The following is a 25,264-nucleotide window of genomic DNA, read 5'->3' on the forward strand; positions in this document are numbered from 1 at the left end:
ACGATCGAACCCATGGAGCAGCCAGCGCGGAACGCCGCCGACAGCCACGACGTCATCGAGGTACGAGGTGCCCGGGAGAACAACCTCACCGGGGTCTCGGTCGACATCCCCAAGCGCCGACTCACCGTCTTCACCGGGGTCTCCGGATCCGGGAAGTCGTCCCTGGTCTTCGGCACCATCGCCGCCGAGTCACAACGCCTGATCAACGAGACGTACAGCGCCTTCCTGCAGAGCTTCATGCCGAGCCTGAGCCGGCCGGACGTGGACGCGCTGCGCAACCTGAGCGCGGCGATCGTCGTGGACCAGGAGCGGATGGGCGCCAACTCCCGCTCGACGGTCGGCACCGCGACCGACGCGTACGCGATGCTGCGGATCGTGTTCAGCCGGCTGGGTCAGCCGCACGTCGGGCCGGCCGGCGCGTTCAGCTTCAACCTCCCCGAGGGGATGTGCCCGACCTGCGAGGGGCTGGGCCGGGTCTCCGACCTCGACGTGCACGCGATGGTCGACGTGGAGCGGTCGCTCAACGACGGGGCGATCCTGGTGCCGAACTTCGCCGTCGACTCCTGGTACTGGCAGACCATCGTCGGGTCCGGCCTGTTCGACCCCGACGCCAAGGTGCAGGACTACACCCCGCAGCAGTGGCAGGACTTCCTGCACAAGCCGGCCACGAAGATCAAGGTGGGCAGCAACAACTGGACGTACGAGGGGCTGGCGGTGAAGGTGCGCCGGCTCTACCTGACCAAGGACCGCGAGTCGATGCAGCCGCACGTCCGGGCGTTCGTGGACCGGGCGGTCACCTTCGCCACCTGCGCCGACTGCGGCGGCGCCCGGCTCAACCCGGCGGCGCTCTCCTCGCGGATCGCCGGGCGGAACATCGCCGAGTGCTCGGCCATGCAGGTCAGCGACCTGGCGGAGTTCATCGGCGCCGTGGACGACCCGTCGGTGGCTCCGCTGGTGGCCACCCTGTGCGAGACGCTGGACTCGCTGGTGGAGATCGGCCTCGGCTACCTCAGCCTCGACCGGGAGTCGGCGACCCTCTCCGGGGGCGAGGCGCAACGGGTGAAGATGGTCCGGCACCTGGGCTCCAGCCTCTCCGACGTGACGTACGTCTTCGACGAACCGACCGTCGGGCTGCACCCGCACGACATCGCCCGGATGAACGACCTGCTGCTGCGGCTGCGCGACAAGGGCAACACGGTGCTGGTCGTGGAGCACAAGCCGGAGACCATCGCGATCGCCGACCACGTCGTCGACCTCGGGCCCGGCGCCGGGTCGGCCGGCGGCCGCATCTGCTACACCGGCAACGTCGCCGGCCTGCGCCGCTCCGACACCCGCACCGGACGCCACCTCGACCACCGGGTCACCCTGCGCCACCCGGTACGCCGTCCGACCGGGCAGCTGCCGATCCGCGGCGCCGACCTGCACAACCTGCGCGACGTCGACGTCGACATCCCGCTCGGGGTGCTCACCGTGGTCACCGGGGTCGCCGGCTCGGGCAAGAGCTCCCTGATCCACGGCTCGCTGCCGGGCCGGAGCGGGGTGGTCGTGGTGGACCAGTCCCCCATCCGGGGTTCCCGACGCAGCAACCCGGCCACCTACACCGGACTGCTCGACCCGATCCGCACCGCCTTCGCCAAGGCCAACGGGGTCAAGGCGGCCCTGTTCAGCGCCAACTCCGAGGGCGCCTGCCCGACCTGCAAGGGCATCGGGCTGGTCTACACCGACCTGGCGATGATGGCCGGCGTCGCCTCGGTCTGCGAGAGCTGCGAGGGGCGCCGCTACACCGACGAGGTGCTGACGTACACGCTGCGCGGGAAGAACATCAGCGACGTCCTCGCCATGTCGGTCACCGAGGCCCGGGAGTTCTTCCCCGGCGGCCAGGCCCGCGCCGTGCTGGACCGGCTGGCCGACGTGGGCCTGGGCTACCTCAGCCTCGGCCAGCCGCTGACCACCCTCTCCGGGGGCGAGCGGCAACGGTTGAAGCTGGCCATCCACATGGCGGAGAAGTCGAGCACGTACGTGCTGGACGAACCCACCACCGGCCTGCACCTGGCCGACGTCGACCAGCTGCTGGCCCTGCTGGACCGGCTCGTCGACGACGGCAACACGGTGATCGTCATCGAGCACCACCAGGCGGTGATGGCGCACGCCGACTGGATCATCGACCTCGGCCCCGGGGCCGGGCACGACGGCGGCCGGATCGTGTTCACCGGCACCCCCGCGGAGCTGGTCGCGCAGGGCGACACGCTCACCGCTCGCCACCTACGCGAGTACGTCGGTGGGTAGCGTCGCGGCGGGACCGGCTCAGCCGGTGGTCACCGGCTCCTCGACGCCGGCCCGGTCCCGCCACCGCTGCACCACCAGCACCACCGGGCCGACCATCAGCATGGAGAGCGCGGCGGTCACCAGGAAGACGTCCAGGAAGAGCGTCGCCAGCACGCTGAGCACCGCCAGCGAGAGGGTGACCCGGCCGAGGTGACCGGGAATGGACAGCGGGCGGCGGTGCGTACCCCGGTAGTGGGGGTCGGCTGCGGCCATGGTGGTACCTGCCTTGCGTGGAGAGCGACCAGGGACGGCGACCGTCGCCCGCCGCCGGCCCTGGTGCCGCGCCGACCGGCGGCGCGGCTGATCATCGTGGCCGGGTAGTACCCGCCCTGAGCTGCGGGAACCGCCGAGGTAACCAGTACCACACCGGGCGCACCGGCCGCCGGGTCACGCGCCGACGTCATCCCAGCCGGCGCAGCCAGCGCCGCTGCCAGGGCGTCTCCACCGCCCGCGGGTGGTACCGCTCGCGTACCCAGCCCACCGCCCGGTCCGGCGGAAGGCCGTCCAGGACCGCCAGGGCGGCGAGCGCCGTCCCGGTCCGGCCGATACCGCCGCGGCACGCCACCTCGACCCGCGCGCCGTCGTGCGCCCGGCGCAGGGCCTCGGCCAGCGCGTCGAGGGCGTCGGCGCGGTCGAGCGGCAGCCAGAAGTCGGGCCACCGGATCCGCCGATGCGGCCAGGCCGGCGCCGGGCCCGGGGCCAGGAGCAGAGCGAAGTCGGCGGGCGAGGCGGGATCGCCGACGCGGCGCCCGCGCACGGTCGCGCCGCTCGGCAGTACGACCATCCCGGTCGTCTCGGACCAGTCCACGCCGGTGATTCTGCCGCGTACGAGACAGCGCCGCCCCCGGCCCTGGTGGGTCGGGGGCGGCGCTTGGGGTGTCGGTGTGCAGGTCGCCTCTCGGCGAGTGGCACGACGCGGCTCCAGCCGAACGGTATTCCGCGAAGGCAATTTAGGTGAGGCCCGGGGACACTGGACACACCGACACCTGACTCAACAGGCTACCCGCTCCGGGTCTTCCACCCGGCTTCGTGACGCCCACCACTGCTGTGGCCGCGTCACCGGGCCGTCCCGCCGGCGCGCCGGCCCGGGCTTCCGGCTCCCCGGTGGTGTGGCCCGCCGCTTGCGGCTTGTCGGTGCCGCGCGGCCCTCACCCCCCACACCCATGACCGACATGCACCTTGCCACGTCGCCGATCACCGTACTGATCTCGACCCGGGTCGTCGCAGCGTCACCCACCGCGCCGCGCTTGGGCGATCGTGGACATTTGTTGTCGCCAGAGCGACAACAAATGTCCACGAACCGCTTCGGGCAGAGCGCGCGGGAGACGCCACTGGCCGGCACCCCGGTTCGGGGTGCCGGCCAGCGTGCCGCTCACGTGCGGTCAGCCGTTCCAGTGCTCGGCGACCAGGTCGGCGGCCTGCCGCTCCCACTGCGCGTAGGCGTCGGGGTAGGCCGAGACCTGCACGGTCTGCGCGGCCTCGGTCAGCGGCATGTCCTGCCAGCCGTCGACCTGCTTGAGGCCCTTGAGGAACGCCTTGGTGGCGTACTCGGGGTCGGTGATCTGCTTCGGGCTGCCCCAACCGCTGGACGGGCGCTGCTGGAACAGGCCCAGCGAGTCGTGGTCGTTGCGATCACCCAGGTGGCCCAGGTTCTCCAGCTTCGACTCCTGCAGAGCGGTGGCGATCGAGACCACGGCGGCCCGCTCGTCCATGCCCGACTTCTTCGTCGCGGCGATGATCGCCTTGACGTTGGCGGTCTGCTCGTCGCCCACGTCGATGCGGGACTGCTTGCCCTGCACACCGTGCGGAATCAGCTTGCTCTTGTCGGCCTTGTCGGCCTTGTCGGCCTGCATTACGGCGACGGCCTTGGCGTCGACCGGGTTGGCGTGGGCCTCGGTGACGGGGCCGGCGAAGACGCCACCGGCGAAGGCCAGACCAGCGATACCCAGCACGCTCTTCCGCAGAATGGTGGTGTTCATCAGGATGGCTCCATTCGGGGGTTGGCGACGTGTCCAAGGGGGGTCGGACACGCGCAAGCACCACGACGGCGCTCAAAGAGTTCAGGGGAAAGTCTTCGCTCCGGCAGGCTTCACGAGCGGGGCTCGCGGCGCCGGGTCCATGTGTAACGACCGGCGGCCCACCATCATTCCCGGGGCCCGGCATCCCGGGCCGGCCACTCGATCGGGCCAGGCCAGCTGGGGTGCTGTTGCGATCGTCCAGGTGATGTAACGACCCGGGGCCCGTAATCATTCCGGCGCCCGGCATCCCGGGCCGGCCCACGCGTTCGGGCCGGGCCAGTGGGATTGCTGCTGCGATCGTGCAGGTGAGGTAACGACCCCGGCCCGGCCACCATTCCCCCGCCAGGGTGCCCCCGGTCACGGGACGAGCCGCCACTGACTGCCCCAGACCCGGACATCCGTGCACGCTCAGGGGACCCGGTAACCGGACATCCGGCACGCAGAGGCCAGCCGGAACGGCTTAGCCGGGCACGCTGATCCGGCCGGAACCGGGCATCCCGACACGGCGAGCGGCCGGGCGGCGCGGGCCGGACGGGGCGGGCGGCTCAGGAGGTGCGGGCGCGGACCTTGGCCACACATTCGGCGACCACCGACCGGGCGTCCAGGCCGAGGCTCTCGATGGCGACCAGCGCGGTGAAGACCACGTCGGCGAGTTCGGCGGCGACGTCCTCGCGGGTGTGGGTGACCCCCTTGCGCGGGTTCTGGCCGAGCACGCCGATCCAGGCGCCGGCCGCCTCGCCGGCCTCCTCGGTGAGCTTGAGGATGCGGCAGGTCAGCTCCGCCTGCCCGGTGCCGTTGGCGGCGTCCAGCCAGCCCCGCGAGGCCCGTACGGCGTTCCAGATCGACTCGTCCATCGGATCAGTGAACCGGACAGGGGTGACGATCCGTATCCGGGGACGGTCGGCGGGATGACGCCGACCCGGTGGTGGCGACGAGGCCGCCAGCTGGACCGGAAGGGACGTGCGGTGTCATGCCGGAGGCCGTCGAGTCGGTGTTCGCCAGTGTGGTCAGCCGGAACCCGGGCGAACCGGAGTTCCACCAGGCGGTACGGGAGGTGCTGGAGAGCATCGGCCCCGCCCTGGCCCGTCACCCCGAGTACGCGCGGGCGCGGATCATCGAGCGGATCTGCGAGCCGGAGCGGCAGGTCATCTTCCGGGTGCCGTGGGAGGACGACCACGGCCGGGTCCGGGTCAACCGGGGATTCCGGGTGGAGTTCAACAGCGCGCTCGGCCCGTTCAAGGGTGGCCTGCGCTTCCATCCGTCGGTCTACCTGGGGATCGTCAAGTTCCTCGGGTTCGAGCAGATCTTCAAGAACGCGCTGACCGGCCTGCCGATCGGCGGCGGCAAGGGCGGCGCGGACTTCGACCCGAAGGGCCGCTCGGACCGCGAGGTGATGCGCTTCTGTCAGAGCTTCATGACGGAGCTGTACCGGCACATCGGCGAGCAGACCGACGTGCCCGCCGGGGACATCGGGGTGGGCAGCCGGGAGATCGGCTACCTGTTCGGGCAGTACAAGCGGATCACCAACCGGTACGAGTCGGGGGTGCTGACCGGCAAGGGCCTGTCGTACGGGGGTGCGCAGGTGCGCACCGAGGCGACCGGGTACGGCGCGGTGTTCTTCGCCGAGGAGATGCTCGCGCAGACCGGAGACAGCCTGGACGGCAAGCGGGTGGTGGTCTCCGGGTCGGGCAACGTGGCGACGTACGCGATCGAGAAGGTGCACCAGCTCGGCGGGACGGTGGTGGCCTGCTCCGACTCGGACGGCTACGTGCTGGACGAGAAGGGCATCGACCTGGAGCTGCTGCGGGAGCTGAAGGAGCAGCGCCGGGTCCGGCTGGACGACTACGTGCGGCACGTGCCGCACGCGGTGGCGGTCGCCGGCCGTACCGTCTGGGAGGTGCCCTGCGACCTGGCCCTGCCCTGCGCGACGCAGAACGAGATCGGCGGCGCGGAGGCCGCGGCGCTGGTCGCCGGCGGCTGCGTGGCGGTGGTCGAGGGGGCGAACATGCCGACCACCCCGGAGGCGGTGCGGATCCTCGGTCGGGCCGGGGTGCGGTTCGCCCCGGGCAAGGCGGCCAACGCCGGCGGCGTGGCGGTGAGCGCGCTGGAGATGCAGCAGAACGCCAGCCGGGACTCGTGGACGTTCGCCCAGTCGGAGCAGCGGTTGCGGGAGACCATGCGGGACATCCACGCCCGCTGCTGGGCCACCGCCGAGGAGTACGGTCTGCCGGGCGACTACGTGGCCGGCGCCAACATCAACGGCTTCCGCCGGGTCGCCGAGGCGATGCTCGCGCACGGCCTGGTCTGAGCCGACCGCGCTGACCGGGCGGTCAGTCCACATGGGCTGACCGTTCGGTCAGGAGGGCATTGACAGCGTTCGACGGCGGGGCCTAGCTTCAGGACGCTACCGGCCGGTAGGCACCGTCCCGCCTGGCCGCCCGCACGCTGGGGCGGCACCGTCCCCGGGGGAGCATCGATGCTGTCCTCATCCACCCGACTCGTCCGCCGCCTGCTCGCCGCCGGCGCCACCCTCGCCCTGACCGTCGGGCTGGCCGGCGCGGCACCCGCCGCCGCCGACCGCGACGGCTCCCAGCCACTCCCCGGCTACACCATCAGCAACCCGCCGCTCGCGCCGCTCGACGTGCGGGGCACCCCGTCGACCGTCCGGCAGGGGGTGCACCGGCACGCCGGCTACATCATCGAGATCCCGCCGGCGTGGAACGGCGAGCTGGTCATGTGGGCGCACGGCTACCGGGGCCAGACCACCGTGCTCTCCCCGGAGACCCCCAACTACGGCCTGCGGCAACGCCTGCTGGACCAGGGGTACGCCTGGGCGGCGTCGTCGTACTCCACCAACGGCTTCGACATCCGCTCCGGTGTGGTCAGCACCCGGGAGCTGGCCGACCTCTTCGCCGGCACCGTGCGGCGGCCACACCGGACGTACCTGACCGGGGTGTCGATGGGTGGCTACATCATCGGCCGCTCGTTGGAGCAGTACCCCGGCTACTACGACGGGGCGCTGCCGATGTGCGGCGTGCTGGGCGACCACCAGCTCCTCGATTTCTTCCTCGACTACAACCTGGTCGCGCAGGCCCTCGCCGGGGTGCCCGCCTACCCCACCCCGGCGGACTACCTGACCAACGCGGTGCCACGGATCCAGGTCGCGCTCGGCCTCGCCGGGCTCACCCCGACCGGGCCGGACACCACCAACGAACGCGGCAAGCAGTTCCGGGAGATCGTCATCAACCGCTCCGGCGGCCCGCGTCCGGGCGCCGATCGGGCCTTCGCGGTCTGGAAGGACTTCCTCTTCGGGATCAGCACCACCAACGGCGGCGACTCCCCGGCCCAGCGGCCGGGACAGCTCGCCACCAACCTGCTCACCCGCTACACGCCGAACACGCCGGTGAACGTCAACGCCGCCGTCCAGCGGGTCGCGCCGGAGAACGTCCGGCAGCGGCTCTCCCCCACGCTGACCGAGGTGCCGCGGATCGCCGGGCGGCCCACCGCCCCGGTGCTCAGCCTGCACGACCTGGGTGACCTGTTCGTGCCGTTCTCGATGGAGCAGGCGTACGCCCGCGACGCGGCGTGGCACGGCCGCAGCCGGCTGGTCGTGCAGCGAGCCATCCGGGCCAGCCAGCACTGCGAGTTCACCCCGACCGAGGCCGGCGCCGCCTGGGACGACCTGGTCTCCTGGGTACGCACCGGCGCCCGACCCGGCGGTGACGCGGTCGCCGACCCGAAGGCGGTGGCGGCGGCGGACTTCGGCTGCCGGTTCAGCGACCGGGCCGCGTACGCCGCCGGCGTGGGCACCCGCCGGCTCTACTCCACGTGCCCCTGACCGGACCCGGAAACGCCGCTGGCCGGCACCCCGCTCGGGGGTGCCGGCCAGCGTGTCGTTCAGGTGCGGTCAGCTGTTCCAGTGCTCGGCGACCAGGTCGGCAGCCTGCCGCTCCCACTGCGCGTAGTGGAACGGGTAGGCCGAGACCTGCACGGTCTGGGCGGCCTCGGTCAGCGGCATGTCCTGCCAGCCGTCGACCTGCTTCAGGCCCTTGAGGAACGCCATCGTGCTGTACTCCGGGTCGGTGATCTGCTCAACGGTGCCCCAACCCGAGGACGGGCGCTGCTGGAACAGGCCCTGCGAGTCGTGGTCGTTGCGGTCACCCAGGTGACCCAGGTTCTCCAGCTTCGACTCCTGCAGCGACGTGGCGATCGCGACCACGGCGGCGCGCTCGTCCATGCCCGACTTCTTCGTCGCGGCGATGATCGCCTTGACGTTGTCGGTCTGCTCGTCGCCCACATCGATGCGGGACTGCTTGCCCTGCACGCCGTGCGGGATCAGCTTGCCCTTGTCCACGGCCGGCTTGTCCGCCCGCAGCGCGACGGCGGCGGCCCGGGTGTCGACCGTGTCGGTGGTGCCGTGGTTCAGCGGACCGGCGGCGAGACCACCGGCGACGGCCAGACCAGCGATACCGAGAATGCTCTTACGCATCATCGTGTTCATGGGATAGCTCCTCCGGGGGTTGGCGCCACGACTCGACGGGGGTCGAGCACGGGCGCAAGCACCACGACAGGGCGCTCAAAAGATCACAGGGAAAAAGTCTCTGCCCGGCAGGTCATCGCGAGCGGGGGGCTCGTGGCGCCGGGACCATGTGTAACGACCGGGGGCTCACCGTCATTCCGGGGGCTCGCATCCCGCGCCGGCCATGTCATCGGGCCAGCCAGCGGGGTTGCTGCTGCGGTCGTACGGAGGATGTAACGACCCCGGCCCCGCCACCATTCCGTCGCCGGGGTGCCGCCGGTCACCGGACAGCGCGCGCGGCAACCCGGAGACCGGACATCGCCAGCGAGCGGATCCGGACACCCCGCGCGGGATCGGACATCGCGGACGGCGACGACACCGCCGCAGGGGACGCCCAGCCGCCCCGAAGACGCCCGGTGGGGAACAGGCGGCAGCGGCCTACCTCTCGCGCCGCCCGTCACCGCCCGGGCCGGTGGCGACGTTCCGCGGGCCGCTTGGCACCGGGGATACCGGGGGACGCTGCGCCCGGTCGGCGTCCGCCGCGGCGACCGGCGACCGGTCGTCGGGGGGCTGCGGCGGCGAGATCCAGGTGACCAGCACCACCGAGATGATCATGAGGAGGAACCACGACGCGAGCTTCGTCGCCGAGACCGGGTGCCAACCGCCCAACTGGCTGGGATACAGCCAGGCATGCGACCAGGTGGCGATGTTCTCCGCGAGCCAGATGAAGACGGCGACGAGGAAGAAGGCCAGCAGGAGCGGCATGCGCCACCGGAACCGGAAGATGCGGAACTGCATCACACAGCGCCCGAACACCAGAGCGACGACGGCGACGAGCAGCCATCGCACGTCCCGGACGTAGTGGTTGGTGAAGAAGTTGGCATAGATCGCGGCGGCCACGACAGCCGTCGCCCAGCGCCTCGGATAGCGCACGAAACGCAGGTCGAACAGCCGGTTGACCCGGACCATGTAGGAGCCGACCGCGGCATACATGAAGCCGCTGAACAGCGGCACCGCGCCGAGCCGCAGGACGCCGTCGGGCGCGTAGGACCACGAGCCGACGTGCGTCTTGAACAGCTCCATCGCCGTGCCGACGAGGTGGAACAGCACCACCACCCGCAGTTCGCGCAGGGTTTCCAGGCGGCCGGCCACCATCGCGATCTGGATGACGACCGCGGCGAGGGTCAGGACGTCGTTGCGGGCCAGCGGCGCGTCCTCCGGGTACCACAGGTGCGCCGCGAAGATGACCGCCAGCATCGCCCCACCGAACACGCACGCCCAGGCCTGTTTGAGGCCGAAGACCGCGAACTCGGTCAGCCAACCGGCCGGTCCGCGCCGGGGCAGCCGGGCCAGGATCGCGCGGAAGCGGGCATCGATCGCGCGTTCGGCCGTCGTCAGGGTGGCCGGTCCGGAAGGGGTACGCATCGCCGCGACGCTATCGTGCCGGCGCAGCTCAGCCGGCACCGGCGGGGTGCCGCGGCGGAATCACGCCGGGCCCGGTCGCCCGGAGTCGCGGCGAATCCGGTGGAGCAGGCGCCCGTCCCGCCACTACCGTGCGGTGATGCCGCTGCACCCCGACCCCGAAGCATCCACCGGGCACCTGCTGAGCACTGACGACGGCACGCCGCTGGCCCGGCTGTGGCTGCGCGACGACGACGGTGAACGGGTGGCCGGGGAGGTGACGCCGCTGCCGGGAGCGGACGTGCGGGTGCTCGCCGCCCAGGCGCGTCGGGACCTCGCCGGCGCGCGGCTGGAGACGCCGGACGACGCCCTGGCCGGCGCGCTGGTCGCCGGGGGTCTGATGCTGCGCCGGGCCGCCACGGACATGCGGCACGAGCTGACCGACGTGCCGGAGTTGGTGCCGCTGCCCGCCGGTTGGTCCTGGGCACCGGCCGGGTGGGACGACGACCTGGCCGAGGGGCTGGTGGCGGCGTACGGGCCGGACCACCCGGACGGGCGGTGGCAACCGAGCGACAGCGCCGAGGTGCGCGGGATGTTCGAGCGGGCCGATCCGGTCCCACCGCTGCTGCCGGCCTCGGCGCGGGTGATCGGTCCGGACGGTCGCAGCGCCGGTCACGTGCTCGCCGCCGGGCCCGTGCCGTGGATCGAGGACGTGTGCGCCTGGATCCTCAACCTCGGGGTGGCGCCGGCGGCGCAGCGGCGGGGGCTGGGGCGGGCGCTGCTCGGCCACGCGTTGCGCGGGGCGCGTGCGGCCGGGCTGCCCCGGGTGGGGCTGTCGGTGGCGGACGGCAATCCGGCCCGCCGGATGTACGACGAGGCCGGCTTCCGCCCGGTGGCCCGGGTGCTCACGGTGCCACTGCCGGCCGACGACGGGTCTCCGGGCGTCCGGCCCTGACCGGGCGCACCGGCCTGCGCCCGTGAGCGCCGGAACACGTGCGGGCGCCCGTCGGATTCCTCCGACGGGCGCCCGTCCTCACTGTTCCGGGCCCTGCCCGGCGTACGGGATCAGCGTGGCGACCCCATGCCGAAGCGGTTGCGCCGGCGCCAGACCAGGCTGCCCAGCATCAGGACCGCCCCCGCGCCGACGAGACCGCCGCCGACCTTGAGCGGGGTGCCCATGCTGTCACCGGTGACGGGGAGCTGCCTCCCGTCGTGCCTCCCGTCGTGCCCCCCGTCGTGCTTCTTCCTCGGCAGCACCTTGAGGAAGGCGCTGAACTTGCAGCCGGCCGCGGTGAAGGTGTAATTGCCGATTTCGGTCGGCCGGAAGGACACGGTGAACTGGCCCGCCGCGTTGGTCTCCGCGGTGAGGTTCCCCGGGGCCGGCTGCGGGAAGGCCACCGCCGCCATCGCGACGGTGCTGCCGTCGCTGCGGCGGGCCGGCGCCTGACCGGGGATGGAGGCGGCGAGGGGCGTCAGGCTCACGTCGATGTCGACCGTCTGGTTGGGACCGAAGCCGGTGCCCCTGAGCACCACGGTCTCGCCGATCTTGATCGTGGTCCGGTTCACCTTCAGGCAGCCCGGCTTCGGCACGTAGTCGTCGGGCGGTGGCTGGGGCGCGCCAAGGGCCGGCTGCGGCTGCGCCGCCCCCGCCGCGGTCGGCGCCAGCACGACGGCCAGGCCGGCCGTGAGCGCCATGATGATGCGGGATAGCCGCATGGTGGTCTCCTCCTACTGGTTGCAGCTTGGTGCGGAAACAACTTGGGTGGTCCATGGGGTGGCTGTGGGGGTGAGCCAGAGCTCGGGCGTACCGGCGGTGTTCCTGCCGGTCAGCAGGTCGACGTCGAGCGTCCGGGTGGCCCCGGGCGGGACCTCGACGTTCGCCACGCCCACCTGCCGGCGCCGCTCGGTGCCGCTGCCCAGGGCAGCGTCCGCCCCGTCGATCCGGGCGCCCACCACGGCACCGCCGGCGGGGCTGAAGACGTACACCAGGGTGCGGATGGTGTACGGGTCGCCGGCCTTCCCGAGACCGAGCACCGACCTGTTCAGGCCGGACGTCGGCGCCGAGGAACGCAGGCTGAACCGCAGGCGCAGCTGACGGCGGCCCTCGCCCTGGCACTCACCGACCGTCAGTTGCGCCGTCGGCTTCAGGTAGTAGCCGAGCTTCGCGCCGCTGCCGTCGTTGAGGAACACCCCGACGCTGGGCACCGTCTCGCGCTCGGGCAGGATGCCGCTCACCTGGCTTTCGCCGAGGATGTGCTGCTCTCCTGACCGGGCACTCCAGAACAATATCCTTTTTTCCGCTATAGAGCGGTCAAAAGCGGACAAAACAGCCTTTGGGTTGACTTTCGCGGCAAGAAACGCGTCGAAGACGGCGGCGGCGGCCGCCGCGTAGTAGGCGTCCTGCTCCTTCAGGCCCATGCTCTGGTAGGTCTCGGAGAGCAACGTGCGGACGACCGTGTCGGCGGCGAGCTTCGGCCCGCCCGGCACCGCGACCGGGCCGGTCGCGGCCAGCAGGTACGACAGCGCCACCGGATCGACCGCCAACACACCGTCAACAGTGGTGCCGGTACGGAGCCGGACCATTTCCCGGTAGAGCTTCGCCGCGGTCGGGAAGTGCGGGGTCAGGTTGACGTCCGCCGGATAGATCGCGGGCAGGTCGGTGTAGAGCCGGCGCATCTCGTCCGGGAGCGTGGCGACCGGCGGATCGAACCGCCTCAGGTCCACCCCCGCGCTGCCCTGGGTGACGATCTCCACCCGACCGCCGTCGGCACGGATCACCGCGTACGCTCCCCACATGCCGCCGGTGGCGCGCAGCTCCGCCGGGTTCTGCGAGACGAGCAGGTAGGTGCGGCGCCCGTCTGCCCCGAGCAGCGCCGGGAGCACCTTCGCCCCCTGGTCGGCCGCTCCGGTCAGGCCGGCCAGCCGGTCGATCTCCGCCCGCAGGTCGGTCAGGGCCGTGCGTATCTGTCCGACCAGGTTGGTCGTCGGCACCGCGTCGAGGCGGGTACGGGTCTGCCGCACCGCGGCGTTCACGTCGGCCAGCTCGGTCGAGACGGCCCGCAGCCGCGCCACGTCCAGCCGTCCCTCCTTCGGCACCAGGGTGGCGAGGTCGGTGCGCACCAGCGTGGGGAACGCGCGCCGGGCGAGGTCGTCGATGGCGACCGCGATCTGGCGGACCGCTCCCAGGTCGTCACCGGCGTACGGGGAGCGCTGCCCCAGCCACCAGCCCGGGTCGCCGGTGGCGTCCCGGGCGGCCCCGGCCTGCTCCTGGAGCGCCGCGAGGGTGCGTTGGGCCCGTGCGGCGTCCCCGCCGACGATCTGGGCGCTCAACTCCCGGGCGAGACCGGCGGCGTTGAGCAGGTGGGCCCGCGCCTGCCAGCCCCGGAAGGCGACCCATCCGGAGCCGGCCAGGAGCAGGGACCCGACCACGAGTCCGACGAGCGACACCCGCCGAATGCGTGCCCTGGTCCGTCGCCGCAGGCGCCTGCGGCCGCGACGCGACTCACCGCTCTCGGTCACACCGGTCTCCACTTCGAAACGGACACTAATGATGATTCGTCCATTTTCTAGCATGAATAACCAGGCCGACCTGCGGTTTTCGCGGCTTTACCGCCCCAAAAAGGCGTTCTGCGAGGATCGTTCGAGTGGTCAGCGGCTGCGGCGGGCCAGGGCCACCTGGTTGAGCAGGTCCTCGACCCGGTCCACGCCCGCCCGCAGCGACATGTCCCGCAGGTACGCCTCGCGCCCCCGCCGCCCCATTTCCGAGCGCGCGGCGGACGGGATGGTCGAGGCGAGCCAGAACCGGTCAGCCAGCGTGGCCCAGTCCTCGGGCGGGCAGGACAGCCCTGCCCGCGCGCGCTCCACCAGCTCCACGGTGTCCCCGCCGGCGGAGGCGATCACCGGCGCCGCGCAGGCGAGCGCGGCCTGCAGCTTGCCGGGCACGGTGCCGCGCAGCTCGGGCAGGTCGCGGAGCATGACCAGCTGGTAGTCGGCGGCCGCGTACAGCTCCGGCATGTCGACCGGCGACCGGCGCTCCACGAAGCGGACGTTCTCCGCCCGCAACTCGGCGGCGAGCCCCCGCACCCGCCGCTCCTCCGCGCCCGAGCCCACCAGCACCAGGTCCGTCCGACCGTCGAGCGCCGCCGCCGCCCGGACCGCCGTCTCGAGCCCCTGCCGTACCCCGATCGTGCCGGCATGCATGACCACGCACCGGCCGTCGCGCCGGACGAACCCCTGCGCGGCGTGGCTGGGTCGTACCGGCTGGAAGATCTGCTCGTCGGTCCAGTTGAGCACCACCCGCACACGGTCGGCGTCGACCCCGTCCGCGAGCACCATGTCCCGCATGGACGGGGCCGTGACGGCCAGGGCGTCCGCCTCGCGCAGCACCCGACGCATGGTGCTGGCGGTCCGTCCCGGCCGGCGCTGCCGCTGCGCGCCGACCACGTCTTCCTCCAGCCAGAGGTCCTGCACGTGCAGGACGGTGGGCACCCGGCCGAGCATCCTCATCAACGCGGCGGCGGCGAACGTCGTCGCCGGGAACTGGAAGACGTACAGCACGTCGACGTCGGCCAGGTAGCGGCGTCCCACCATCGCCACGCTGCCCGCGAAGGAGAGATGACTGGCCATCCGGGCGCCCGTGGAGCGGTCGCCGCCGGCGTACCGTGGCACCCGTCGCACGGTCAGCCGCTCGCTGCGCGTCAGGTGCCCCCAGCGTTGCCGCCAGCCCGGATAGACGTGCCCGCCTGGATAGTCGGGGAAGCCGGTCAGCACCCGTACCTCGTGCCCGCGGGCGGCCAGTTCCTGGGCGAGGCTGCCCGGGATGAAGGCCGGTTCGGGCGGGAAGTGGTACGACAGGATACCGATCTTCATCAGTGGGTCCCCCTCCGCGGCGGGACCGGCGCGGCAGCCGGCGAACCCGGCGCCGCCGCCACGTACGAGGCCGGCATCCTCGCGGCAACGGCCGACCCGCTGTCGGAACGGGTCGACGCGCCGCTGCGCGCGGTGGTGCGGGCTGCCGTCCGCGCCCGGGGACGGCTGCGACCAGCCGCCCCGGACGCGGACGATCTCGGTGATCCCATCGGCGGCAGGCCGCTCGACCTCCGGCGCTGCCCCGACGAGATCCAAGGGGCCGTGCGACCAGTCGTGGCACTCATCGGCGCAGCCGGGTGAGTTCCTGCGTGTGGTCCGTGACGCGTTCGGCCTCGTTCGACTCGGTCCGGCGGGCCGTCGAGGCCTTGCCCGCGGCCGAATGCGCGCCGGTGCTGGTGATCCGGTAAGCCTCGTACTGGTAGGCGTCCGCCTTGGCCACCTTGGTCATGTTCAGCACGCAGCCGAGCAGGCGTACCGAGACCGCGTGTAGCGACTGGGCCGCCGCGGCGACCTGGCTCCGCGAGGTGCGCCCCTGCTGGGTGACGAGCAGCGCGCCGTCGGCCTGCACGGCGACCACCACGCCGTCGGTGACGGCCAGCAGCGGTGCGGTGTCGATGACCACGATGTCCGCCGACTCGCGCAGCGCGAGCAGCAGGTCCGCCATGGCCTTCGAGCCGAGCAGCTCGCTCGGGTTCGGCGGCGCCGAGCCGCTCGGCAGCACCAACAGGGACTTGTCGCCCCAGCGCTGCACCACGTCGCCGACCTGCACGTCGCCGACGAGCACGTCAGTCAGGCCGACGCCGCCGTCGAGGCCCAGGTAGTCGGCGACCTTCGGCCGGCGCAGGTCGGCGTCGACCAGCAGCACCCGCCAGCCCGCCTCGGCCAGCGCGATGGCCAGGTTGCAGGACATGGTTGTCTTGCCCTCGCCCTGCAGGGCGCTGGTGACCGCGATGACCCGGGCCGGCTCGTGCACGTCCACGAACCGCAGGTTGGTCCGCAGCTTGCGGACCGCCTCGGCGCGGCCGGAGGTCGCCGCATCGCCGACGATGAGCGGCGCCGCCTTCGCGCCGGCCTCGAACGGGATCTCGCCCAGCAGCGGGCTGCCGGTGACCCGTTGCAGCCCGGCGGCGTCGCGCAGCCGGACGTCGACCAGGCCGCGCAGCACGGCGAGCGCGGCGCCGAGCAGCAGCCCGACCAGGCCGCCGACGATCAGGTTGCGGGTGGGTTGCGGGGAAACCGGGCTCGAACTCACCCGGGGGCCGCCGACCACCTCGATCTTGATGGGCGCGGCTCGGCCCTCGGCCGGCGTCTCGACCTTCTGCACCAGCTCCACGAACTTCGCCGCGAGCGACTCGGTCACCTTCATCGCCCGGGTCTGGTCGGTGTCGGTGACGGTGGCGCGCAGCAGCACGGTGCCGGTCTCGGTGGAGGTGCTGACTCGCCGCTGGACGTCGTCCGCGGTGAGGCCGACCGGCGTCTCCGCCACCACGCTCTGCGCCAGGCGGTCGCTGCGGAGCAGGTCGGCGTAGGACTTCACGCGTTGCTGAAGGAAGAGGCCGCCCTGGTAGGCGTCGGTGACGCCCTGGCTCGGCGTGGTGACGAAGAAGGTCACGGAGGCCACGTACCGGGGTGGCGTGCGGACCGTGATCAGCGCGGCCGAGCCGATCGCCACCATCAGCGTGACCAGGACGATCCACCAGTGTCGACGGATCAGGCGCAGGCAGGTGCGTACGTCCATCACGCTCTCCGTTCCGCCGGGACAACTAGCCGGTGAAACTGCACGAAATCCCCCAATACTTCCCAAACGCCATGACAGGATCTATTCGCCGCAAGCTTGCCGAGACACGACCAAATGAATGTAAGCCATCGAACATCCCCAGAGACCTGAATCCTCGCAATCAGGCAACAAACGCAGAGGACACCAATGGACGATGCAGCCTCCCTGGCCGGCACGAACATCCCGCGACGTGACTGGGTCACCCGACGTGCGAAGACCCTGTCTCTGCTAACGCTCGACACCGGCGCATGGTGCGCTGGATTTATGGTCGCCGCCTGGGCCAGGTACGAATTCGGCCTCACGCCCCGGCAGTGCGCCCTCGCACTGGGCACCGCCGTCGTGTGTGCGGTCGTCCACGCCGCCATCGAGCAGGTGCGTTCCACCGCCCGTGGCCGCCACCCGATCGGCAGCATCGGCGAGGCCCGTGACCTGGCCCTGACCACCCTCCTCGCCGCCGCCGTGATGCTGGCCGCCCTGGCGACGCTCACCGAACGCCCGGTACCGGCCAGCGTCCCGGTGACCGGCGGGGCGGTGGCCCTGCTGGTGATGGCCGGCGGACGGGCCGGCTACCGGTGGCGGCGCGACCGCGACGACCGCCCGGTCCAGGGCGCGGAGCGGGCCCTGATCTACGGCGTCGACGCCGCGAGCGAACGCCTCGTACGGGTGCTGGTCGGCGACCCGGACGGCAGCTACCTGCCGGTCGGCCTGCTCGACGACGACCGCGAGCGGCAGGGGCTGCGCCTGGAGGGACTCCGGGTGCTGGGCGGCCGCGAGCAGATCGAGCAGGCGGTACGCCGCACCGGGGCCACCACGGTCATCTTCTCGATCGACGGCTCGGACGCCGAGCTGATGCGCGACGTACGCCGCCGGACCTTGCAGGCCGGGGCCGCCTTCAAGGTGCTCCCCCCGGTCCGGGAGCTGCTCGACCGGCCGGTGCGGGCCACCGACGTACGGGACCTGCAACTCACCGACCTGCTGGGGCGGGCGCAGCGGGTGGCGGAGCTGATGATCGAGCGCAACGGCCTGGCCGGCCGGCGGGTGCTGGTCACCGGGGCGGGCGGCTCGATCGGCTCGGAGCTGTGCCGGCAGATCGCCCGCTGTGAGCCGGGCGAGCTGATGATGCTGGACCGGGACGAGTCGGCCCTGCACGCCCTGCAGATGTCGCTGCACGGCCGGGCACTGCTGGACGGGCCGGAGCTCATCCTCGCCGACATCCGCGACGCCGACGGCATCGCCCGGATCGTCGCCGACCGGCAGCCGGACGTCGTCTTCCACGCCGCCGCCCTCAAGCACCTGACGCTGCTGCAACGGCACCCGGGGGAAGCGGTCAAGACCAACATCCGCGGCACCCTGAACGTGCTGGAGGCGTGCCGGGACGTGAGCGAGTTCGTCAACATCTCCACCGACAAGGCGGCCAACCCGGTCAGCGTGCTCGGCTACTCGAAGCGGATCACCGAGCGGCTGACCGCCCACTACGCCGAACAGGTCGGCGGGGCTTTCCTCAGCGTGCGCTTCGGCAACGTGCTCAGCAGCCGCGGTTCGGTGCTGACCGCGTTCCAGGCGCAGGTCGAGGCGGGGTTGCCGATCACGGTGACCCACCCCGACGTGACCCGCTACTTCATGACCGTGCAGGAGGCGGTGCACCTGGTGCTCCAGGCGGCGACCATCGGGCGCGGCGGGGAGGCGCTGGTGCTCGACATGGGCGAGCCGGTGCGCATCGCCGACGTGGCGCGCCGGCTCGCCGCTGAGGCGGACCGCCCGACGGAGATCGTCTTCACCGGGCTGCGCCCCGGCGAGAAGCTGCACGAGGACCTGTTCGGCGTCGACGAGGTCGACAGCCGGCCGCTGCACCCGCTCATCTCGCACGTCCGGGTGCCCTCGCTACGCCCCGAGGACGTCCACGGGCTCGACCCGTACGCCGACGCGGACGAGCTGATCAAGTGGATGGCGGCGTACTGCGAGGACCTGCCGGTGCGGTCCTCGATGCTGCCCTCACCCCGCTGACGACGACGCCGCGGCGGCGGAACCCGGTGGGGCTCCGCCGCCGCGGCGTCCGGGACGTACGGCGGGGTCAGTGCCGCTCGCGGGCCCGCTCCCCGTCTTCACCCTCGGTCTCCTCCAGCGCGTCGGCGAACGGCTCGGTCAGGTCGTCGCCCGGCACGGCGACCGCCTCGGCGCGGTCCTGTTCGTCGATCCGGCCGCCCGGCGGCGGCTCGGGAGCGGTGGCGCCACCGGCGAAGCCGTACTCGTTGGGCTCGTCATGCCTGCTCATGGGTTATCCTCCCGCTATGTTCGCTTTTGCGTCCTTCCGCTCACGGTAGGCCGTGATCGTCTTACCCGCAGCGCGGCGTCGATAGTCGGTGCGCTGGCGGGCGGGCCGGCGGCGATCCCGGCCCAGAGAAGCTGGCGCAGCAGGATGATCGCCGCAGCGGTCGCCAGCGCGCTCCAGCCGCTTTCCACGGCGAGCCGGAGCAGGCCGGCGGCGACCAGCAGGTCCAGCAGCACCCGCAGCGCGGTACGCCAGGAACGGACGGTGAGCAGGACGACCGCACCGCTGCCCAGCGCGAGGGCGGTCACCACGTCGGCGAGGCCCTCCCTCACGTCGGGCTCCCCTGCTCCGTCCCGGCCTCGCCGACCTGCCGCTGCTCCTGGGCGATCTCGCGGCGCAGGAAGAAGTTCAGCGCGGTCCGGATGGTGGCGATGGCCGCCAACTGCCCGATCTGGTCGAACGTCGGTGACACGGCGGTACGCAGGATGTCCGCGGCGAGCTGGAACTCGAGGCCGAGCGCGAGGAACCGGCCGAGGGAGAGCCGGATCGGGGTGAAGACGGCGGCGCTGCGGTGTCGCAGTCCCTCGACCACGATCCGCAGCGCCGCCCAGAGCGCGCCGACGAAGATCACGGTCGCCCCGACGATCTCCACCACGGTGACCGCGATGCGGTCGCCCTCGCGCAGGAACTCGTCCAGGTCCACCCGGGGGCGTTACCCGCCCCCGCCGGTGCTAGGCCGGGTCAGAGCTGGTCGACCGCCTCCAGGATCAGCCACAGACCGCAGATGGCGAAGAGCACGGCGGCACCGTACCGGATGGCCTTCTCCGGCAGGTGCCGGCCCAGCATCCGGCCCACCAGGATGGCCAGCGCGTCGGCGGCCACCATGCCCAGCGTCGAGCCGAGCCAGGTGCCGAACCAGCCGTACTTGGTGGCCAGCGTGATGGTGGCGAGCATCGTCTTGTCGCCCAGTTCGGCCAGGAAGAACGCGACACCGACCGCGATGACGGCCGACTTGCCGGTCTTCTCCGCCTTGCGCTGTTCCTCCTCGGTGAGCTTGTCCCCGCGCAGCGTCCAGACGCCGAAGCCGAGGAACGCCAGGCCGGCGATCAGCGAGATCCAGCCGGTGGGCAGGGCCGCGTTGAGCCCGTAACCGATGGCCACCGAGGCCAGGTGGACGATCGCGGTGGCGATGGTGATGCCGATCAGCACCGGGACCGGCTTGAAGCGGGTGGCGAAGGTCAACGCCATCAGCTGGGACTTGTCCCCCAGCTCGGCGACGAAGATGACGCCGAAGCTGATCACCAGCGCGGCAAGAAAACCGTCCATGAGAACCTTCCCGATCATGCCGGGAGGAGGTACGGGGCGCCCTCGACCCGGCTGCTACAGCCTGAGTCGAAGGTCTCGCCCGCCCCACCGGGGTGGGGCCGCGTGGCCGGATGCGGAACGCACCAGTGTGTCGACCACGACATTGGGGGCTACTCCCCTTCGCGCCCTCACCCTAACCGATCACGCCGGCCGCCGGCCCGGACGGGTGCCGTAGGTCACCGCGCGCCGGCCGCCGAGGCCGCCCGGCGGGCCGGCACGGCGGCCGCCGGTCAGTCGGCCCGGGCCAGGTTCACCCCGAACAGGCCGTCCGGGTCGGTCCAGAACTCGCGTACGGTGAAGCCGGCCGCCGCCAGCTCCCGGGCGATCCCCTCCGGCCGGAACTTCGCCGACACCTCCGTGCGCAGTTCCTCGCCCGCGGCGAAGTCGACCGTCAGGTCCAGCACCCGGACCCGCATCGCCCGGTCGGCCCGCAGCCGCATCTCGATCCACTCCCGGTCCGGGTCCCAGCGCGCCACGTGGGTGAAGGCCGCCGGGTCAAAGTCCGCGCCCAGCTCCCGGTTGACCACCCGCAGCACGTTGCGGTTGAACTCGGCGGTGACCCCGGCCGCGTCGTCGTACGCCGGCACGATCACCGCCGGGTCCTTGACCAGATCGGTGCCGATGAGCAGCCAGTCGCCCGCCTCCAACGTCGCGCGCATCGCGGCCAGGAACGCGGCCCGCTCGGCCGGCAGCAGGTTGCCGACGGTGCCGCCGAGGAAGATCACCAGCCGCCGCCCGCCGGTGGGCAGCCGGTCGAGCTGGCGGGTGAAGTCGCCGACGATGCCGCGGACCCGCAGGCCCGGGTAGTCGGTGGCGATCTGCTCGGTGGACTGGCGCAGCGCGCTGACCGACACGTCCAGCGGCACGAAGGTGCCGAGGCCGCCCCGGCGGGTGAAGGCGTCCAACAGCAGCCGGGTCTTCTCCGAGGAGCCGGAGCCCAACTCGATCAGGGTCTTCGCGCCGGTCAGCTCGGCGATGTCGGCGGCCCGCTCGGCCAGCACGGCCCGCTCCGCCCGGGTCGGGTAGTACTCGGGCAGCCGGGTGATCTCCTCGAACAGCTCGCTGCCCCGGGCGTCGTAGAACCACTTCGGTGGCAGCCACTTCTCCTCGGCGGTCAGCCCGGCCCGTACGTCCTCCCGCAGGCTGCGTCCCAGGTCCTGGTCTTCGAGGTAGATCTCCAACGGCTCCGCGCCCATGAGGTGTCCCTTCTCCTTCGGCGAACGTCCCTGTCTCCACCTGCGACACTGCTGCGGCGTCACGCTCCCGGCAGGGCGCGCACGCGCACCGAGGTCGAGGTGGCCACCACGAGGTGCCGGTCCGGCAACGACCGCCAGCCCGGGTCGTCGTCGTGCGGTTCGGAGGCCAGCAGCACCGAGTCCGGCGTCGCGAGGACGGACATCGCGTGCCCCGCCACGGTGGCCACCATCGTCCGGCCGTCGGTGAGCAGCAGGTTCAGCCGCGACCCGGGCGCCGCCTCCGACACCACCGCGACCGTCTCCGCGACCGCCTCCGCCGGGTCGGCGCCGGCCCGCAACCGGTGTCGGACCAGCGCCCAGAGCAGGGCGGAGTCGGTCGGGGCGTCGAGGGTGAGCAGGTCACGCACGGGAAGGGTGTCGGCGAGCGGCACCAGCGCGTCGGGCCAGCCCCGCACGACACCGTTGTGGCTGAACAGCCACCGGCCCTCGGTGAACGGCGCGGCGGCGGACTCCTGCACGGGCATGCCGACGGTGCCGGAGCGGACGGCGGCCAGCACCGCGCCGGCGAGGGTCACCCCGGCCAGCGCCGGCAGCGTCACGTCGCTCCAGATGGGCTGGGCCCGCCGGTAGCGCACCGGGTCGCCCTCGCCTGGGTACCACCCGACGCCGAAGCCGTCGGCGTTGACGGTCCCGCCGCCGCGCATGTCCCTGGGTGCCCAGGACTGCCGGACCAGCGAGTCCGGCGGGTCGTACAGCAGGGCGCGCAGGCTCAGCGGAGGCCCAAGGTAGGCCAGGTGCCGACACATCAGGCGGTGCCGCCGATCACCCGTGTGCCTCCTCGGGCCGGGCGTCGCGGGCGCAGCGGAAGCCGCTGAAGATCTGCCGCCGGATCGGGTAGTCCCAGTTGCGGAACGTGCCCCGGCAGGCCGCCCGGTCGGTGCCGAACGAGCCGCCGCGGAGCACCCGGTAGTCGTCGCCGAAGAACACCTCGGAGTACTCCCGGTACGGGAAGGCCGTGAACCCGGGGTGGCCCCGGAAGGTGCTCGACGTCCACTCCCAGACGTCGCCGATCAGCTGGTGCACGCCCAGCGGCGAGGCGCCCGCCGGGTACCCGCCCACCGGCGCCGGCCACAGGTGCCGCTGCCCCAGGTTGGCGCGCTCGGCAGTCGGGTCCTCGTCGCCCCACGGGTACCGGCGGGAGCGGCCGGTGCCCGGGTCCCAGCGGGCCGCCTTCTCCCACTCCGCCTCGGTGGGCAGCCGCCGTCCCGCCCAGGCCGCGAAGGCCTCCGCCTCGTACCAGCAGACGTGCACCACCGGCTCGTCGTCGCGGACCGGTGACCACCGCCCGAACCGCCGGTACGCCCAGCCGTCCCCGTCGCGCCGCCAGTGCATCGGCGCGGTCAGTCCCGCCTCGGTACGGTGCCGCCAGCCGGGCCCGCTCCACCAGCGCGGGTCGTCGTACCCGCCGGCGGCGATGAACTCGCGGTACCGGCCGTTGGTGACCGGCGCGGCGTCGATGACGTACGCGGGCAGGTCGACGGTGTGCGCGGGACGCTCGTTGTCCAGCGCCCACGGGTCGGTGGAGGTGCCCATGGTGAACGGGCCCGCCGGCACCAGCACCTCGTCGGCGACCCGTACCCGGGGCTCGGGCGGCGGGGGCGCGTCCAGGACCGCGGGCCCGGCGCGCAGCTGGTGGGTGGCGAGCATCGTCTCGTCGTGCTGCTGCTCGTGCTGCACGATCATCCCGAAGGCGAAGCCCTCGGCGACCAGCGGACGGTCGGTGAACCGGATGCCGTCCAGCAGGTCGAACACCTTGTCCCGGACCGCCGACACGTAGGCGCGCGCCTCCGCGGGAGGCAGCAGCGGCAGCGACGGGCGGTCCTTGCGGGGCTGCTTGAACGCGTCGTACAGGTCGTCGATGTCGTGGCGGACCGGCTCGCGCCCGCCGACGTCGCGCACCAGCCAGAGCTCCTCCTGGTTGCCCACGTGGGCGAGGTCCCAGACCAGCGGGGACATCAGCGGGGAGTGCTGGCGGGTCAGGTCGTCGTCGTCCACCGCCTCGGTGAGCAGGGCCGTACGGGCCCGGGTCCGCTCCAGCTCCGCCGCGATCCGGCTGCGCAGCACCTCCGCCTGCGTGGCCGGCTGTTCGGTGGTGGTCACCGGTGCCCCCTCTCCGCGGCGGCCCGTCGCCGCCGGATTCCTCGGCTCGTCTCGTCGTGGGTGCCCGGCGGCAGGTCCAGCCGGGGCAGCGCCTCCAGCGCCAGGTCGAGCAGGGCGGCGGCCGCCGCTGCCAGCGGCGGGTCGGCCAGGCCGTACCGGGCGGCGGCATGCCAGCGGTCGGCCACGGGCGCGGCGATCGTGCGGGCGGACCGGGCGGTGTCGGCGCGGTCGAGCAGCGCGGTCAGCACGGCGAGCGGGAGGATCCAGCCCGGACCGGGCTGCGCGTCCAGGTAGCGCACCTCCAGGTAGCCCCTCGGGCGGACCGGCGGGAACAGGGTGCTGACGTGGTATTCCAGGTCGTCCGTGGTCGGTGGGCGGGGCAGCGCCCCGTCGATCCAGTCGGCGAAGGTGATCCCCGGTGGCGGGGTCCAGTCCGGCCCGTCGTGGCGCACGCAGAGCAGCGGCGCGGCCAGCGCGTACTCCGCCCAGGCGGCGACCGGGTCCTCGTCGGGCCGCCGTGGCGACCAGACCGGCCGGGTGCGGGCCGGGTCGATACCCAGCCAGGCGGCCATCCGCGCGGACGCCCAGCCGGTCCGCCGACCGGCGTGCCGGTCGGCGGTGGCGAACGCGGCCACCAGCGGCGGCCCGACCATGTGCACGGTGGCCCAGCGGGCGGCCAGCTCGGCCGGTTCGCCCGCGTCCAGGCAGACCTGGAGGCCGGCGGTGCTGTACATCATGGTCCGCCCGGCGGGGCCCCGACGGTCGAAGACGCCGCGCATCGCCCGGTAGCGGGAGGTCTCGACCACCGGCCGCGGGGCCCGCCACGGGTCGATGCCGCTGCGGCCGAGCACCAGCCCGGCGCGCTCCAGCAGCGCGCTCAGCTCGGCGATGTCGGCCTCGGTGGCCAGGATCAGCGCGGCGACCGACGGTCGGGGCGCGGTGGACACCTCCACCTGCCCGCCGGGCTCCACGGTCACGCTGCTGCTGTGCCGGAGCGGCTCGGCGGGGCTGGTGTCGTCCAGAGTGACGGGGCTGTGCCGCCCCAGCGCCGCCCGCAGCCGCTCCCGGTCAACCGGTCGAGCGGGGTCGGCGGCGTCGTGCACGGTCCATTCCAGTTCGACGCCGGTGAGGACCGGTGGCCCGGTCTTGAAGCAGATCCGGCCCAGGTGGGCCGCGGCGGCGGCCTTCTCGCCGAGCACGGTCGTCCGGTGGAGCTCCGGGGACGTCACCACGAGATGGTCTCCTCCCGACCCGGGGACCCGACGGCACTGCCGGCGCAGGCGGCATCGACCGTCACCGGCCGGCCGCCGCGTCTCACCATCTTCTGTCTAGCAGACGGAATCCGCGGCCCCGGGCGGGAAGAAA

At 72.7% G+C, this 25,264-nt stretch carries 23 protein-coding genes; 5 read left to right on the forward strand and 18 right to left on the reverse strand.

What is annotated here, in order from left to right:
• Window positions 1–12: 12 nt before the first annotated feature.
• The gene (locus V6U89_RS16130) at window positions 13–2,286 is read left to right on the forward strand and encodes an excinuclease ABC subunit UvrA (protein WP_334571968.1); all 2,274 of its coding nucleotides are present in this window, start codon (window positions 13–15) and stop codon (window positions 2,284–2,286) included.
• A gap of 18 nt (window positions 2,287–2,304) precedes the next feature.
• Here V6U89_RS16130 and V6U89_RS16135 read toward each other — a convergent pair whose 3' ends face one another.
• From V6U89_RS16135 to V6U89_RS16150, 4 genes are all read right to left on the reverse strand, one after another.
• A complete protein-coding gene (locus V6U89_RS16135; RefSeq protein WP_334571969.1) occupies window positions 2,305–2,538 on the reverse strand; it encodes a hypothetical protein in 234 nt (77 codons plus the stop codon).
• 187 nt (window positions 2,539–2,725) lie between these two features.
• Complete coding sequence (locus tag V6U89_RS16140) at window positions 2,726–3,109, reverse strand: protein-tyrosine phosphatase family protein (RefSeq protein ID WP_334572046.1); 384 nt, start codon at window positions 3,107–3,109, stop codon at window positions 2,726–2,728.
• A gap of 598 nt (window positions 3,110–3,707) precedes the next feature.
• Complete coding sequence (locus tag V6U89_RS16145; protein ID WP_334571970.1) at window positions 3,708–4,304, reverse strand: hypothetical protein; 597 nt, start codon at window positions 4,302–4,304, stop codon at window positions 3,708–3,710.
• Window positions 4,305–4,888: 584 nt separating this feature from the next.
• Window positions 4,889–5,197, reverse strand: coding sequence for a MazG-like family protein (locus V6U89_RS16150; RefSeq protein ID WP_334571971.1), 309 nt, complete (start codon window positions 5,195–5,197; stop codon window positions 4,889–4,891).
• 116 nt (window positions 5,198–5,313) lie between these two features.
• Here V6U89_RS16150 and gdhA point away from each other — a divergent pair, with 116 nt between their 5' ends.
• Window positions 5,314–6,651 carry an NADP-specific glutamate dehydrogenase gene (gene gdhA / locus V6U89_RS16155; protein WP_179805172.1) on the forward strand — a complete coding sequence of 446 codons (1,338 nt, stop codon included), beginning with the start codon at window positions 5,314–5,316 and terminating at the stop codon, window positions 6,649–6,651.
• A 168-nt stretch (window positions 6,652–6,819) separates the two neighbouring features.
• Window positions 6,820–8,181, forward strand: coding sequence for an alpha/beta hydrolase family protein (locus tag V6U89_RS16160; protein WP_334571972.1), 1,362 nt, complete (start codon window positions 6,820–6,822; stop codon window positions 8,179–8,181).
• A gap of 69 nt (window positions 8,182–8,250) precedes the next feature.
• On the opposite strand, the gene V6U89_RS16165 is transcribed toward V6U89_RS16160, so the two are convergent.
• Both V6U89_RS16165 and V6U89_RS16170 read right to left on the reverse strand, forming a co-directional pair.
• On the reverse strand, window positions 8,251–8,844 hold the full coding sequence (locus tag V6U89_RS16165) for a hypothetical protein (RefSeq protein ID WP_334571973.1): 594 nt from the start codon (window positions 8,842–8,844) through the stop codon (window positions 8,251–8,253).
• 456 nt (window positions 8,845–9,300) lie between these two features.
• Entirely contained in the window at window positions 9,301–10,287 is a 987-nt protein-coding gene (locus V6U89_RS16170; protein ID WP_334571974.1) for a DUF817 domain-containing protein, read from the reverse strand.
• Window positions 10,288–10,423: 136 nt separating this feature from the next.
• Between V6U89_RS16170 and V6U89_RS30195 the strand changes: the two genes are divergently transcribed.
• Window positions 10,424–11,218 carry a GNAT family N-acetyltransferase gene (locus tag V6U89_RS30195; protein ID WP_442933933.1) on the forward strand — a complete coding sequence of 265 codons (795 nt, stop codon included), beginning with the start codon at window positions 10,424–10,426 and terminating at the stop codon, window positions 11,216–11,218.
• Between the two features lie 110 nt (window positions 11,219–11,328).
• Here the strand turns inward: V6U89_RS30195 and V6U89_RS16180 are convergent, their stop codons facing one another.
• The 4 genes from V6U89_RS16180 to V6U89_RS16195 all read right to left on the reverse strand — a co-directional run bounded on the left by V6U89_RS16180 (window position 11,329) and on the right by V6U89_RS16195 (window position 16,870).
• Window positions 11,329–11,979, reverse strand: a complete 651-nt coding sequence (locus V6U89_RS16180; protein WP_334571975.1) for a hypothetical protein — start codon at window positions 11,977–11,979, stop codon at window positions 11,329–11,331.
• Window positions 11,980–11,991: 12 nt separating this feature from the next.
• Complete coding sequence (locus tag V6U89_RS16185) at window positions 11,992–13,710, reverse strand: DUF4012 domain-containing protein (protein ID WP_334571976.1); 1,719 nt, start codon at window positions 13,708–13,710, stop codon at window positions 11,992–11,994.
• Between the two features lie 201 nt (window positions 13,711–13,911).
• Window positions 13,912–15,132 (reverse strand): glycosyltransferase family 4 protein, encoded by a 1,221-nt coding sequence (locus V6U89_RS16190; RefSeq protein WP_334571978.1) that lies wholly within the window; start codon window positions 15,130–15,132, stop codon window positions 13,912–13,914.
• Between the two features lie 280 nt (window positions 15,133–15,412).
• Window positions 15,413–16,870, reverse strand: a complete 1,458-nt coding sequence (locus V6U89_RS16195) for a polysaccharide biosynthesis tyrosine autokinase (protein WP_334571979.1) — start codon at window positions 16,868–16,870, stop codon at window positions 15,413–15,415.
• A 186-nt stretch (window positions 16,871–17,056) separates the two neighbouring features.
• Here V6U89_RS16195 and V6U89_RS16200 point away from each other — a divergent pair, with 186 nt between their 5' ends.
• Entirely contained in the window at window positions 17,057–18,913 is a 1,857-nt protein-coding gene (locus tag V6U89_RS16200; RefSeq protein ID WP_442933934.1) for a polysaccharide biosynthesis protein, read from the forward strand.
• Between the two features lie 67 nt (window positions 18,914–18,980).
• Here V6U89_RS16200 and V6U89_RS16205 read toward each other — a convergent pair whose 3' ends face one another.
• The 8 genes from V6U89_RS16205 to egtA form a co-directional block, all read right to left on the reverse strand.
• Window positions 18,981–19,181 (reverse strand): hypothetical protein, encoded by a 201-nt coding sequence (locus V6U89_RS16205; RefSeq protein ID WP_334571983.1) that lies wholly within the window; start codon window positions 19,179–19,181, stop codon window positions 18,981–18,983.
• Window positions 19,182–19,195: 14 nt separating this feature from the next.
• Window positions 19,196–19,510: a hypothetical protein gene (locus tag V6U89_RS16210; protein ID WP_334571985.1), complete on the reverse strand. Its 315-nt coding sequence runs from the start codon at window positions 19,508–19,510 to the stop codon at window positions 19,196–19,198.
• Entirely contained in the window at window positions 19,507–19,881 is a 375-nt protein-coding gene (locus V6U89_RS16215; RefSeq protein ID WP_334571987.1) for a DUF1622 domain-containing protein, read from the reverse strand. The genes V6U89_RS16210 and V6U89_RS16215 overlap by 4 nt, the downstream gene beginning before the upstream one ends.
• 38 nt (window positions 19,882–19,919) lie before the next feature.
• On the reverse strand, window positions 19,920–20,504 hold the full coding sequence (locus tag V6U89_RS16220) for a TMEM165/GDT1 family protein (RefSeq protein ID WP_334571988.1): 585 nt from the start codon (window positions 20,502–20,504) through the stop codon (window positions 19,920–19,922).
• A gap of 269 nt (window positions 20,505–20,773) precedes the next feature.
• A complete protein-coding gene (egtD, locus tag V6U89_RS16225) occupies window positions 20,774–21,739 on the reverse strand; it encodes an L-histidine N(alpha)-methyltransferase (RefSeq protein ID WP_334571989.1) in 966 nt (321 codons plus the stop codon).
• 59 nt (window positions 21,740–21,798) lie between these two features.
• Window positions 21,799–22,545: an ergothioneine biosynthesis protein EgtC gene (gene egtC, locus V6U89_RS16230; protein ID WP_334571990.1), complete on the reverse strand. Its 747-nt coding sequence runs from the start codon at window positions 22,543–22,545 to the stop codon at window positions 21,799–21,801.
• Window positions 22,546–22,561: 16 nt separating this feature from the next.
• Complete coding sequence (egtB, locus tag V6U89_RS16235) at window positions 22,562–23,899, reverse strand: ergothioneine biosynthesis protein EgtB (RefSeq protein WP_334571992.1); 1,338 nt, start codon at window positions 23,897–23,899, stop codon at window positions 22,562–22,564.
• Window positions 23,896–25,131: an ergothioneine biosynthesis glutamate--cysteine ligase EgtA gene (egtA, locus tag V6U89_RS16240; RefSeq protein WP_334571993.1), complete on the reverse strand. Its 1,236-nt coding sequence runs from the start codon at window positions 25,129–25,131 to the stop codon at window positions 23,896–23,898. The genes egtB and egtA overlap by 4 nt, the downstream gene beginning before the upstream one ends.
• Window positions 25,132–25,264 lie beyond the last annotated feature (133 nt).

It is taken from the genome of Micromonospora sp. CPCC 206171, assembly GCF_036906755.1.
In the GTDB taxonomy this organism is placed as follows: domain Bacteria; phylum Actinomycetota; class Actinomycetes; order Mycobacteriales; family Micromonosporaceae; genus Micromonospora; species Micromonospora purpureochromogenes.